At 32.8% G+C, this 13,185-nt stretch carries 11 protein-coding genes; 10 read left to right on the forward strand and 1 reads right to left on the reverse strand.

Annotated features, from left to right (window positions below; translation table 11 throughout):
* Positions 1-76: 76 nt before the first annotated feature.
* Positions 77-2,440, forward strand: a complete 2,364-nt coding sequence (locus QO182_RS12040) for an Hsp70 family protein (protein ID WP_371561829.1) — start codon at positions 77-79, stop codon at positions 2,438-2,440.
* A gap of 13 nt (positions 2,441-2,453) precedes the next feature.
* Positions 2,454-2,921, forward strand: coding sequence for a hypothetical protein (locus QO182_RS12045; protein ID WP_371561831.1), 468 nt, complete (start codon positions 2,454-2,456; stop codon positions 2,919-2,921).
* Between the two features lie 235 nt (positions 2,922-3,156).
* Here the strand turns inward: QO182_RS12045 and QO182_RS12050 are convergent, their stop codons facing one another.
* Positions 3,157-3,501, reverse strand: coding sequence for a tyrosine-type recombinase/integrase (locus QO182_RS12050; RefSeq protein ID WP_371561833.1), 345 nt, complete (start codon positions 3,499-3,501; stop codon positions 3,157-3,159).
* A gap of 850 nt (positions 3,502-4,351) precedes the next feature.
* Between QO182_RS12050 and QO182_RS12055 the strand changes: the two genes are divergently transcribed.
* The 8 genes from QO182_RS12055 to QO182_RS12090 all read left to right on the forward strand — a co-directional run bounded on the left by QO182_RS12055 (position 4,352) and on the right by QO182_RS12090 (position 13,055).
* Positions 4,352-5,731, forward strand: coding sequence for an exonuclease domain-containing protein (locus QO182_RS12055; protein ID WP_371561835.1), 1,380 nt, complete (start codon positions 4,352-4,354; stop codon positions 5,729-5,731).
* Between the two features lie 358 nt (positions 5,732-6,089).
* The gene (locus QO182_RS12060; protein ID WP_371561837.1) at positions 6,090-6,644 is read left to right on the forward strand and encodes a transposase; all 555 of its coding nucleotides are present in this window, start codon (positions 6,090-6,092) and stop codon (positions 6,642-6,644) included.
* Between the two features lie 524 nt (positions 6,645-7,168).
* Entirely contained in the window at positions 7,169-7,834 is a 666-nt protein-coding gene (locus QO182_RS12065) for a DUF6624 domain-containing protein (RefSeq protein WP_371561839.1), read from the forward strand.
* 186 nt (positions 7,835-8,020) lie between these two features.
* Positions 8,021-8,290, forward strand: coding sequence for a hypothetical protein (locus tag QO182_RS12070; RefSeq protein WP_371561841.1), 270 nt, complete (start codon positions 8,021-8,023; stop codon positions 8,288-8,290).
* 359 nt (positions 8,291-8,649) lie between these two features.
* Positions 8,650-9,510: an SDR family oxidoreductase gene (locus QO182_RS12075; protein WP_371561842.1), complete on the forward strand. Its 861-nt coding sequence runs from the start codon at positions 8,650-8,652 to the stop codon at positions 9,508-9,510.
* Positions 9,511-9,767: 257 nt separating this feature from the next.
* The gene (locus QO182_RS12080; protein WP_371561844.1) at positions 9,768-10,211 is read left to right on the forward strand and encodes a hypothetical protein; all 444 of its coding nucleotides are present in this window, start codon (positions 9,768-9,770) and stop codon (positions 10,209-10,211) included.
* A 241-nt stretch (positions 10,212-10,452) separates the two neighbouring features.
* On the forward strand, positions 10,453-11,472 hold the full coding sequence (locus QO182_RS12085; RefSeq protein ID WP_371561846.1) for a hypothetical protein: 1,020 nt from the start codon (positions 10,453-10,455) through the stop codon (positions 11,470-11,472).
* 1,019 nt (positions 11,473-12,491) lie between these two features.
* Positions 12,492-13,055 (forward strand): hypothetical protein, encoded by a 564-nt coding sequence (locus tag QO182_RS12090; protein WP_371561848.1) that lies wholly within the window; start codon positions 12,492-12,494, stop codon positions 13,053-13,055.
* Positions 13,056-13,185 lie beyond the last annotated feature (130 nt).

The raw sequence follows: 13,185 nt of genomic DNA on the forward strand, positions 1-13,185 counted from the left end.
TAGGGTGGTCAGTTTACTCCGGAACTGGTGGTCAATTTGCACTGGAATTGGGTGGTCAATTTGACCGGTTTTTCCAGTGGCTTATAGAAAAGATAGAATTACTGTTGGTAATAAGGCTAAAGAATTTTTAGAAAAAGATCCTCATAATGTTGTAGGTGTTTTTAAAAGGAAAATGGGGACTTCTGAAAGTTTTAAAATCAAATCAATAAATGAATCAAAAACTCCGATAGAGCTTTCCGCACAAGTTTTAAAAGAGCTGAAAACATTTGTAAACACTGGTGATGATTTAGACGCAGTAGTTTTAACCATTCCTGCATCGTTTGATACAATTCAGTCCAATGCAACTAAGGAAGCAGGGATACAAGCAGGTTTTAAGCAAGTGGTATTGCTTCAAGAACCAATAGCAGCAAGTTTAGCATATGCTAACATGAAAAAAGATCGTGAAATGAAAAATGGAAAGTGGCTAGTCTACGATTTGGGTGGAGGAACTTTTGATGTTGCTCTTATCGAAATCAAAGATGGCGAAATGAAAGTTTTAGATCATGAAGGAAATAACTTTTTAGGTGGTGCAGATTTTGACAATATGATTGTTGAAAAATTAGTAATTCCAAAAATTTGCGAAAAATATAATTTTTCGAATTTGGAGGCAGAAATGAAAAGCGCAAAAGGTAAGTACAACGCAAAATATTATGTTTTACTACGAAGAGCTGAAGAAGCCAAAATTGCACTATCGTCCATGACTTCATCTGAAATTATTGTAGACGGCTTCGAAGATGAAGATGGTAATGAAGTTGATATGGAAATTGTAATCACTCGTTCGGAGTTTAATGACCTTATAAGACCTAATATTGATGGCACCATAGAGATGATTAAGGAAATTATTACGAGGAAGTCGTTAAAACCAATTGACATTCAATTTACGTTAATGGTAGGTGGCTCGACGTATGTTCCTTTTGTACGTAATCGCGTTGAGGAGGTTTTACAAATACCTGTAAATTGCGAAATAGACCCAACAACAGCTGTAGCAATTGGGGCAGCATATTATGCTGCCACAAAACCAAAAGAAATTTTAATTGAAAATATTAAGAAAAAAGAAACCTTAATTTCAATCAAATCATCCTATAATAAGGCTTCTAAAGAAAAAGAAGAGCTGTTCGCCGCTAGAATTACTGGGGATATTCAAGATTTAAATTATCGGATTTTAAGACAAGATGGAGGATTCGATTCGGGATTAAAAAAATTATTAGACAGAATAAATGAAGATTTACCTTTAGTAGACGGAGCTTATAATTTCTTTACATTAACTGTTTATGATAAATTAAATAACATTATTGAAACTAACATCGAGCCTATTGGTATAAATAGCGGTTTTGGTATTAGCGGTCAACCAATACCAGAAGATATCTGTTTAGAAGTTGATGATTATGACTACCCTGGAAAAACAAGAATGCAATTAATCTTTCAAAAAAACACTATATTACCATTAAAAAAAACACTTACTTTTCCTTTAAACAAAACAATTATTAAGGGAGCTGAGGACGAAGTTATAAACGTGAATATTTTAGAAGGATCACATTTAGCTATACCTGAAGCAAATAAAGGAATTGGGTTTATGTCAATTACTGGGAAAAATTTAAAAAGAGATATCAGTAAAGGATCAGATATTGAAATTACAGTCACAATTTCAGAATCAAGAGACTTGACCATTTCGGTATATCTAAATATGGCAGATCAAGAATTCAAACAAACTTTTAATCCTAAAGAAAGACATATTCAAATTAATTTTCTGAAAGAACAAGTTGAAGATTTATCAACCAGACTTAATAAAGAAATAGAAGAAGCAGAGGATAAAGAAGATTACGAAACTGCGGGTCTTCTAAATAAACTGAAAATAGGCATGGAAACAGTATCTAGTGAAACAGGCAGTCTAACAAACGATGATGTTACCGATAAGAAATTTCAATTAGAAGATGAAAAAAGAAAAATTGCTAAAGAAATAGATGAAGCAACCAAGAATAAAAGGATTCAACAAGTAAAAGCTAATTATTTTGCAGTTAAAGAAGAGTGTAATGAAATAATAAACCAAAATGGGAATGACCATGAAAGAAAAACATTTAATGATATTGTTTTACAAGAGGATGCCTTTTTTTCTACCAATAGTCCTATAAAAATACAAGAAAAATCAGATGAAATACACAGTGTTTTATCCCGTATTAGATGGAGAACGCCGGAATTTTTAACGGATATTTTTAGTTGGTGTGTAAATAATCAAACAAGGATGAATGACCGAACTCAAGCGAAGAGTTTAGTTGAAGCGGGAAATTTTGCGATAGAAAGTCAAAACTGGGAAAGATTATCAGTTATAAATAGTGGACTACTAAATTTAATGCCTAAAGGTTCAGAAAAAGAAGCTACGACAAGAATTGGATTTGGTATTTAAAAAATGAAAAAAAATGAAAAATCAAGAATTTAAAAAATTTCTTTTTAGATCTGCAGTTATTACAATGGCATGTGATGGGCACATTGCAGATGAAGAAGTTTCAGAAATTGAGAATATGGTTTTGAATGAAATTTATTTTATGGGACTTGATTTCAAGGACCTACTGAAAGATGGAATTGACAATATAAAAATAAATGGTAAACTTGCTATCAATAAATATTTACAAGAATTAAACAGTATTGAATTAAATGAGCATCAAGAAATATTGCTCATGGAAGTGATATTAAAAATTATTGAAGCCGATAGTAAAATTCAAACTGCTGAAATAAAATTTTTGCAATTGGTGAAATCTAAATTAAAAATAGAGGAACAAACATTGATCGTGAAATTCCCAAAACAAATTGATTACCTCATAGATTTTAATAATTATGGTTTAAACGATGTGTTTACAGAAGAGGTTGAAATAAGTAAAGGCAAATAAATAAAAAGGATATTTCAGACCTTAACTCTCCGCAGGGATTACCCTCCGGAGTTTTTTTGTTTTAATAAATAGCAGTAAACGTATCGCGCTATTGCTATTGTAAGGTTCCTTTCTCTAATCTTGTTTGTCAAAACGAAAAACCGCTGTTTTTCATCGGTAGTTAATTTTTATGCGCTGATAATCCTCAAAAGAAAAAACGAGGTCATAGGGCTATCGTAGGGAATCATTTCAACTATTATTTTTCGGCTAGTTTACGCAAAGGAATTTCAATATTAAAAACTTCGTCCATTGCCTCTTTAGTTTCATCATCATTTATTTGATAGTAAGCATTTAGAGTTTTCATGTCTGTATGACCAGTAATAGAGGCTATTAGCTTATCGCTTTTACCTTGTCTTTTCATCATGGTAATAAATGTTCTCCTTGCAGTATGTGTGCTTATTCTGTCTTTAAAAATCATTTCTACCTTGATGTTTTCTTTTCCTTTTGTGGTCGTTTTCTCTACCTTGTTTGTATATTCTAACTCTTCAAATACTTCTTTGATATATTTATTTTGCTTCTGGTTCGCTATCAATGGCAGCACATAGTCATATTTTAACAAAAGAAATTTAGATAGACTTGTTAACGGTATTTCTTCCCTCTGGCGCTCGTTTGTAACGAGTGCCTACTTTCTTTATAAAAACGAGTCGTAGCGTTTGCAACGCGGTTCACTAAATATCTCCCGTTCTCCGAAGTCTCCTGTATTAGGTATGCCTTTTTAAGAATAGCCTATCTTAAGATTAATTATTAAATCATTACTATCTCTTTTTACCTCCAAAAACAGATCTTTTACACTTGCCGTTTGCTTTAACAGCTGTTTTTCATCTGTGAATCCAATGTTACACACATATTGCCATATCTCAGGTATAGCGGAAACTTTGACTCCATAAGGAGGATAAGAACTATTGCCAGATGCTACAACGAGCGCATTCTTTTTGTTTTTATTCAATCGCTTTTACACCATGCCCTCATTTTTGGTTATCAGTATGTAGGTCTTGCTATCATTGACGTCTCTTAACTTTTCAACATGCCACCCAACAATAATGGATCCATCTGTCTTCGTATTTGGTGCACCTGCCTCTGGTTATCCCGAAAGATTGCGACAGCTTTTCCTGCGAAATTTCATGTTGCACCCTAAGGCTCCTAATGTTGTCTGAAAATAAAGACATAACTATTTTGTTATAATTTGTAACAACAAATACAACAAAATTTGTTGTCATCTGTACTAATTTTGTAACGTATAAAACAGAAAAGAAGATGGAAAGAGCAATTGTACACCTGGATTTGGATACTTTTTTTGTGTCCTCCGATATTTTGACTGTTTTAGGGAAAGGCGGCAGCGCTTTTTTAAAATTTTGCACAAAAATAACAATACAGTTCACGTTACATAACAAATGAAAAAACAGGAATACGCAATAGTAGATATAGAAACCACAGGCGGGAATGCCAGTGGCAGTAGAATTACAGAAATTGCCATTATAATCCATGACGGAACTAACATAATCGACCGCTGGGAAACCCTCGTCAACCCAGAAAAGGAAATACCGCTTGCCATTTTTTCGCTTACGGGCATTAACGATGAAATGGTACGTACTGCACCTATTTTTGATGCTATTTCTGAAAAGGTTTTAGAAATGCTTACCGGACGCATTTTCGTTGCACATAATGTCAACTTTGATTATTCGTTTGTTCGCCACCAACTCGAAGCAAGCGGATTCAAATGGACTGCGCCAAAATTGTGTACCGTTCGCGCAGCAAGAAAGATTAAATCGGGATTGGGTTCGTATAGCTTGGGAAGACTTTGCCACTCGTTAGATATCCCTTTGATAAACCAACACCGTGCCGGTGGCGATGCCGATGCCACAGCCATATTGTTTTCCCGTTTACTGGAATGGGACGTCGAAGGTGTAATCGCAAAAATGATAAAAAAGACGGCACAAGACCAGCGCTTACCCCCTAACCTACCGCCTGCTGATTTTGAGCAGTTACCTGAAAAAGCAGGTGTGTATTATTTTTACGATCAGACAAGGAAAGTCATTTACGTAGGAAAGGCTATCAACGTAAAAAAACGGGTGGCCTCCCATTTCAGTGGACATAATATCACGACACAAAGACAAAATTTCCTACGAGAGATACACGGTATTTCCTTTGAAATATGTGCTACCGAATTAATGTCGCTGTTGCTGGAGTGTAGCGAAATCAAAAAGCTCTGGCCCACCTACAACAGGGCACTCAAACGCTTTGACCCTAAATATGGACTTTATGAGTATGAAGCTCGTAATGGATATCGGTATTTAGCAATTGGAAAACTGGGAAAATTTCAGACGGGTATTGAATCTTTCAATAGTTTGTATAAAGGCATCAATGTATTGCGCAGCTTGACCGAACAATTTGGCATTGATAACCGATTCTGTAACTACGGCATGGACGACCGCGGAGAATTCATCCCAGAGCCGGATCGGGACAATTTACCCGTAGTGGAACAGCACAACGAGCAAGTCGAAAACGCCATTGCTTTTTTAGTAAAAAACAGGCCAAGCTTTGCCATCATAGACAAAGGTAGAACTGCTGAAGAACGCAGTTGCATTTGGGTTGAAAACGGTCACTTTTATGGCATGGGATATATTGCCTCGGATATTGGTTTTACGGATCCTTCTGAGATAAAGGATCATGTCACTCCTTACAAAACTAACCAATACAGTGTGGATTTAATCCTTGCTTACGCTGAAAAATATCCAGGCAAAGTGCATTTTAAACCAAACGAGAAGGGATGATAATTCATGTCATTTACATCTAAGTATGTACATCAATTGGTGGTGTAAAAAAAAATTCCTCCCGGATAAGGAACTTATGCTGTTTTCTAATCAACATATTGCATCTTTAATTCTGATTTTTAAAGAGATAGGTCTACGTAAACAATCGAATTAACTAGAAAAAAATTACACGATATAGTATGGTCAACAAACCTATCAAAGTTGACGCAGTAGTATGCATATACAAATACCTGATGACTCGGATATGTCATCGGAACGATAGCACGGATTTGCAATCCGTGCCCACAAACAAAGGCAAACTAAAACAAAGACTACAACCATCAAAAAGTTGTAGTTTTGTTATTTAAAAACAAGATTTATGTCTACCAAATATAAAGCAATAACTACTGAAGAAGCTTATTTTGTAACCATAACAACTGTGGGTTGGGTAGATGTATTTACACGGCTCAATCAAAAATACAATATCATCAATTCTTTAAAATATTGTCAGGACAACAAAGGCTTAGAAATATATGCTTATTGTATTATGCCTTCTCATATTCACTTGTTGTGCAAAGGCACGAATGGCTTTGTTTTATCGGATGTTATGCGTGATTTCAAAAAACATACGTCAAAGGGAATTATTAAAACGATAATTGATGAACCAGAAAGTAGAAGGGAGTGGATATTGCCCTATTTTCAAAAAACTTGTGCACATCTTAAACGGATACAAAACTATAAAGTTTGGCAAGACGGCTATCATGCCGAAATAGTAGAAACCAATTGGTTCATAAAACAAAAAGTAAATTATATTCACAATAATCCGGTTAGAGATAAAGTAGTTACTTTGCCAGAGGATTATTATTTTAGTTCAGCGAGAAATTATGCAGGTTTAGAAAATGAGTTGGAGATTGTTTTGTTGGATTTGTTTTAGGTAGTCGATTTACTCTGTGGGCACGGATTGCAAATCCGCGCTATCGTTTACGAGAATATTGTGTTATATCCGAGCTATCGGGGACACGTTACACATAGAATAAAAACACTCCCCAATAATTTAGGCTGTAAATCAAAGTAACGAAACGATATAAAAAGATTATGGCTAAAATAAAGTTAGCAGAAAGTTACCCATTCGGAACACTTGAAAGATTGCTAATGATGTAAAAACATAACCGTTCAGAGATGAACGGTTTTTTTATGAAATATCACTAAAAGTGGGTATTGTATTAGTTAATTGATTTGTCTTTTTTTGTAAGCATAATAGGATATATTGTATTTGATAATTATGGCATCGAAAAGCCTACGACAAATAAAAAGTCCATTTGATTATTGGTAAGATAATAATTATATATATGATATTGTACAAAACGAAACTTCGTATATACACCCAAAAAAGGGTCGATTGGCGCAGTTTTATCTCGCCTATATACAAGTTGTAGGCAATGTTAAAAAAACACACGAATGAAAAAAATTATATTTATATTTTTTCTAATTTTTATTGGCTGTAAATCTTACCAAAAAATTTCAAATTCTGAAAAAGAAAGCATAATTGCAGAATTAGATTATATTGGTAATATTGATCAAAAATATGCTGGAGTTCCGCCGGAACAATTAATAGAAAAACATGGTTCAGATAAAGCATGGAAATTATTTAAAATAAAGAGAGATAGTGTTGATTTAGAAAATCAAAACAGGATCAAAAAACTTTATAATAAATATGGCTATTTAGGTTTTGATAAAGTTGGAAAAGAAAATACAACTAAATTTTGGCTTCCCATACAACATGCTGATAATGATGTAGAATTTCAAAAGAATATGTTGAAAGAACTCAGAAAAGAAATTAAGAAGAACAATGCCAGAAAAGATAGTTATGCATTATTGGAAGACAGAATAGCAATTAATTCTAATAAAAAACAAAGATTTGGAACACAAGTTACTTACTCAAATGATGGGCGAGCTATTCCTAAAAACGGATTAATTGACAGTCTAAATATTGAAAAATTTCGTGCTGAATATGGTTTACCATCTTTTAAAGATTATTATAATGACATGTCAAAAATGTATTTTGATCTTAATAAAGACCTTTTATCAAAGAAAGGAATATCTGAACCAAAACTTTATAAATAAAAAACACAGCCTACAACAGCTGTTTTGATATAGCTGGAGTTTAGTGGAATTACCTTTCCGCATCAAGTATTTGTAAAGCCGAAAACGGAGCGTCTACTAATTTCCAGCCATCTCAAAGTGGCATAACGTTACGATACAGTTTAGAAAACCGAAAAACAAACAGAAATATAACAAAACCAAAATATTATGACTCCAGACGAAATTTTAAATGATCCAGGTAATCAAAAACACGAAGTTGACATCGGTGTTGCTTTAATAAGAATTATAGAACTTGGATGTTTTAATACAACATATCTTCAATCTATATTAAAAAGGCAATTAGAAACGCAAGAATTAATAAAAGGGAACACAGAAATAAACAAAAACGTTTCCAATAGATTGGAAGAGTTAGAGAAAATGATTTCAGAAGTTGCTACAGAGAAATATCACGAAATTATGCATAAAGTTTTGAAGTAGATTTAATATATAAGCTTCTTCATTAACGCACTTTTTTGAAATCATATAAATCGGAGGAAAAGCAAAACCGAAAATAAAACAGAAAGAAATATGAAATAATATAATTAAATTGTAAGAACAAAAAAGACGTACGGTTCATTAAATAAACCCAATGAAATGTATCGTAAAATTGAATTTATGACTTTTGAAAAAGCTGTTTATAAATTAAACCCATTTTTCGTATCTTCCAACGAGAAGTTTGAAATATTTCCATACAAATGGTATGATTTAAAATGGCTTTACGAACTTCCAGCCATCTCAAAGTGGCATAACGTTACCCACAATATAAAAAACTCATAACTACATAACAAAAAAGGAAAATGAAAAAAAATGTAATAATCACGGGAACATCAACAGGAGTTGGTTTTGAAAGTGCTATTCTATTTGCTAATAATGGATTCAAAGTATATGCGACTATGAGAGATCTCAAAAAAGCAGATACATTAAAAAGCAAAATTAAAACTGATAATTTAGATATAGAAATACTTTCGCTTGATGTAACAAATATAGAATCGATCAATTTAGCTTTAGATACTATAATTAATCAAGATGGGAAAATTGATATTTTGGTTAACAACGCAGGTGCAGGATTTGCCAAAACAACCGAACAATCATCAATAGAAGAAATAAAATGGGTTACAGAGGTAAATTATCTTGGTGCTGTTTATTGTACTAAAGCAGCTTTACCTTTTATGCGTAAGCAAAAAACAGGTCAAATTATTAGCATAACTTCTATTGGAGGTTTAGTTGGTCAACCGTTTAACGAATTATATTGTGGAGCAAAATTTGGTGTGGAAGGCTTTATGGAAGGACTTGCAACCTATGTTTCAGATGCATTCAATATAAAAATTACTTGTGTCGAACCTGGTGGAATTGCAACTGAATTTATGACTTCTGCAATTGGAAAAACAGTAGTCGAAGGACAATTGTCAACAGGCGAGTATTTGCCAATCTTTGAACGTTATATGGCTGGAAATCAAAAAAGAGCAAAAGAAGGTAAAGAGCAAGTCTATCAAACAGCCCTTGAAGTGGCTGAAGTGATATTAAATGTAGCTAAAATGGAAAAACCACCTTTAAGAGTTCGCACATCTAAATGGGCTGAAAAGTTTTGTGAATTAAAAACACAAGCTGACCCAGACGGAACTAAAATAGTAAATCAGATAAAAGAAAGTTTTTTGTAATAGATTGAACTTTCCTAATTTCAATTTACTTTTTCTGAAATTTCGAAAAACCAATTTGAACAATATATTGAAATAAATACTATGGGTAACAATGTGTATAAAACACAGCTATTAAGTGCTTTACCAAAGATTGTCCTTATGCGATAAGTCCGCCAAGTTTTTATAATTTGGCTAGTGTTTAATTCGAAAAATTAGCGTCTTTTTACACGCTACGTTTCATACAATAGACGTTATGTCTCAGTTTAAAAAAACGAAAAATGAAAGACACTTTAGAATATGAAATTTTAAAATATTTATACGAGAATCGTAATTTAAAAGCAATTGAAGTTTCAGACTTTCATACGGATAAAGATTTATTTAAAAAAAAATTAGCTACTCTAAGTAAAGATAAACGCATAAAAGTAAGAGTTAAAAGTAATGAAAACATAATTGCGGAAATTACTACCGAAGGGATTGAAAAACTAGATACAATAGAATCCGATAGCAAAAATAATATTAAATCAAATCTTGAAATTGAAAATCTGCAGCTTCAAAAAGAAAGTGCTGAATATTTTAAAACTTTACGCCAAAAAGAAGACGAAATTCGCAACTTAACACGGGATAATTTAAGGCTTGGTAATTGGGATATTAGATTAAGATGGTACATAGCGGTAATTAGTTTTATAATTGGATTCATAATTAAATATTTTATTGACAACTAACATTCTTGCAACTTGAAAAACGATACGGAAACAATACGGCGACGATATCGAAAATTGAGAAGTGAAAATTGAAATAAATAAAAAACCGAAGGCATAACCGCTGATTTGAGCTAGTTGGAGTTTAGTGGAATTACCGTTTCGCATCAAGTTTTCGTTAATCCGAAAATTGAGCGGTTACGAACTTCCAGCCATCTCAAAGTGGCGAAACGTTATGCGAAACGATTAAAAAAAAGACGTAAATATGAAATCAGATTTTTGGACAGGATTCTTTAATGCATTAGATTTTGAAGTTAAAAACGTTGAAGAATTACAAGGTGCATCTGGAATAAAACATAAAATTTTGTGTGCTGGTGTAGATGAAAGTAAAAAAAGATTGGTAATTGTTCAAGATGAACATGACGCAAGAATATTAGCAATGGTTCAAGCTGATGTACAAGCTAATATCAAAAATTATAACGTTTTAATGGTTAGGCCAGTTTCAATAAACTTAGGAATAGCATTTGGTAGTGTTGGAATTTTGCTTGGAACCAACGCATTTACAAATGAAGATCTTGCAGATTTCTCTCAAAAAGATGATGAAAATAATATTGGGCAAATAGGTAAAGAAAAATTGGAAAAAGTTATTAATACTGTTTCCCCTCAAATTGAAATAATACAAAAAACAAAACCTAATTTAGTTTCGGTATTCCAAGAAATTGTTCATCAATTATCACATCTGAAATTTTTACAAAATATTGAAGAAAACAGTAATTTTTCATTGGATTTTGAAGAAATTATCACTTTTAATCCCGTTGTTTACGACAATAATTTAGGCATATGCCCTATTCCATTATATTTATTTTCTATAGATGAAGCTGAATCCTTCTTTAAAATAAAAAATATTGAGGTAAATAGAATGATTTTAAAAAAGCATGGTATATACCAATTCTTTTATCCACCAATTGATTCTCTAGCTTTAGGTTTAATAGATAACAATTCATTTGATTCTAAAGATTTATTAATACAAATGAATAAAATTCCTAGTTATGGTCATCCGTTTGGAGAAAATGAGCTTACAGAAATTAAACAATTAAATCATGTAGTTGACGCATTGATAGAGAAAGGTTTAGTTGTTGAGGGTGAATTTAGTCTCGGATGTACCGAAAATGGAATAGACAAAAGAATGCTTGTTAAATTTAGTCCTAGAGAAAGCATATTTAAAAGATTAGCAAATATTATTTCTGTCAAGGTTGACATTAATTTGAATGACCTTTTTAAATAGAAAATTATCGCTTCGCATAAAAGAGGTTTGCAAAAATGTCGAGATCTGTGGTAAATATACGTTTATGACAGCTGTTTTGATATAACTGGAGTTTAATGGAATTAACGTTTCGCATCATGTTTTTGTTAAGCCGAAAATTGAGGGGTTACGAACTTGCAGCCATCTCGAAGGGGCAAAACGTTATGGGCAAGGCTAAAACGAGATCGTTCATTGAAAATATCGTCCTAACAAATGGGACAAAAGAGCCTGAGTTTAAGGGTTACATTGACTATTGAATTTGCAATGTCCTTAGTTGGAGTGGTGACGTTCTCCTCATTGGTGACAATGATGTTAATTCAAAACTTTACAACTATGATAGACAAAATCAAAAATGTAGCAGTTGGGGTTGCTCTCGCGGGGAGAACGGTATCCAAACTCCAATCTATAAGACATTGGAACCAGTAGTTGAGTAATCTGAATTCAGGGTAGAGAGCTGGGGGTTCGAGTCCCCCACTCCCCACCTTTTAAATAAATTTTAAATACAGAATAAAATGACAATGACAGAATTAAACATTATTAGACTTTGTGCAAATATTTTGTGCACAATAATTTTAGCATTTAGTTTGGGAGCATACATCCGATCTATGCGACTTGCTATTGACGCTCACGAATTGTTTATTTTATCTTACTTACATCCAAATAGAGGACCAATTGCTTAAGTTACCGGAACAAACGTTCATATGAATAGAGACAAGAAAAGAGCATCATTGTTTTCTTGGATTGGTGTTGTATTAGTTGTTATAGGATTTTGTTGTCAAATAATCGCTTACTTAGTTTGATAGAATGACGATACATACAATACAAAAAAGTCCAGCTCATAACAGCACCTACCCAAAAGGCGAGGTTTTGTGTTCTAAAGACAGTTTTGTAGTTAGTCAAACATTAGTTTTTCAAATCAAGTTTTGTGGTAATAGCCCCGTCCTTAGGGTAGCTGCAAAATGATGTCGGTGGCTACTTAAAAAAAACGTAACATTAAAAATATGATATTTAATAAATCAAAAAAAGCCATCCAACGTCTTAACGAGGAAAAAATAAAACTTGACAATATTCAAAATGTATTACAAGGAAACACTTGGAAAGCATCTTTAAAAGCATCACTAACTGTTTATTTAGGAAAAGATTCTACTTTAATTAGTCGACTTGATAATTTATTTTTTACGAAAAAAGCTCCTGCTGGCAAAAGTTATATGGGCGGAGCAAAAATCGAAAACATTTACGATGATACGAAAAAAAATAACTTCAAAGATTTAATTGACAATTCTATTGAATATATAAAATCTCATGGCTTGTATAAAAATCCTCTTAAAAAAAATATTCTCTCAGATTTGAATATGGTACAAATTATAGGCGGTTCATTTGTCGTCGCAGGAGTTATATTTAATGCAGGAAATTACAAAGGTAAGCTAGATTGCGAACGACAAATTGATAAAGTAAAAAATGAAAAATCACTATTAAAGAATAAATATTATGGCACTACCAAAGCAAATCAGAAATTAAAAATTGAAAATGATTCATTAAAGAAATTACAAAAAAACAGCCACTAACCGCCATTTGAGCTAGCTGGAGTTTAGTGGAGATAACGTTTCGCATCAAGTTTTCGTTAAGCGCAAAATTGAAAGGTTACGAACTTACAGCCATCTCAAAGTCGCATAAACGTTGGCTGCAAGCTGACAT

The organism is Flavobacterium sp. Arc2 (genome assembly GCF_041431385.1).
In the GTDB taxonomy this organism is placed as follows: domain Bacteria; phylum Bacteroidota; class Bacteroidia; order Flavobacteriales; family Flavobacteriaceae; genus Flavobacterium.

Excerpts from the sequence above, each read along its gene's own strand:
- QO182_RS12080 (WP_371561844.1), top strand. The coding sequence starts at position 9,768 with ATGAAAGACACTTTAGAATATGAAATTTTAAAATATTTATACGAGAAT.
- QO182_RS12075 (WP_371561842.1), top strand. The coding sequence starts at position 8,650 with ATGAAAAAAAATGTAATAATCACGGGAACATCAACAGGAGTTGGTTTT.
- QO182_RS12065 (WP_371561839.1), top strand. The coding sequence starts at position 7,169 with ATGAAAAAAATTATATTTATATTTTTTCTAATTTTTATTGGCTGTAAA.
- QO182_RS12045 (WP_371561831.1), top strand. The coding sequence starts at position 2,454 with ATGAAAAATCAAGAATTTAAAAAATTTCTTTTTAGATCTGCAGTTATT.
- QO182_RS12090 (WP_371561848.1), top strand. The coding sequence starts at position 12,492 with ATGATATTTAATAAATCAAAAAAAGCCATCCAACGTCTTAACGAGGAA.
- QO182_RS12060 (WP_371561837.1), top strand. The coding sequence starts at position 6,090 with ATGTCTACCAAATATAAAGCAATAACTACTGAAGAAGCTTATTTTGTA.
- QO182_RS12070 (WP_371561841.1), top strand. The coding sequence starts at position 8,021 with ATGACTCCAGACGAAATTTTAAATGATCCAGGTAATCAAAAACACGAA.
- QO182_RS12055 (WP_371561835.1), top strand. The coding sequence starts at position 4,352 with ATGAAAAAACAGGAATACGCAATAGTAGATATAGAAACCACAGGCGGG.
- QO182_RS12085 (WP_371561846.1), top strand. The coding sequence starts at position 10,453 with ATGAAATCAGATTTTTGGACAGGATTCTTTAATGCATTAGATTTTGAA.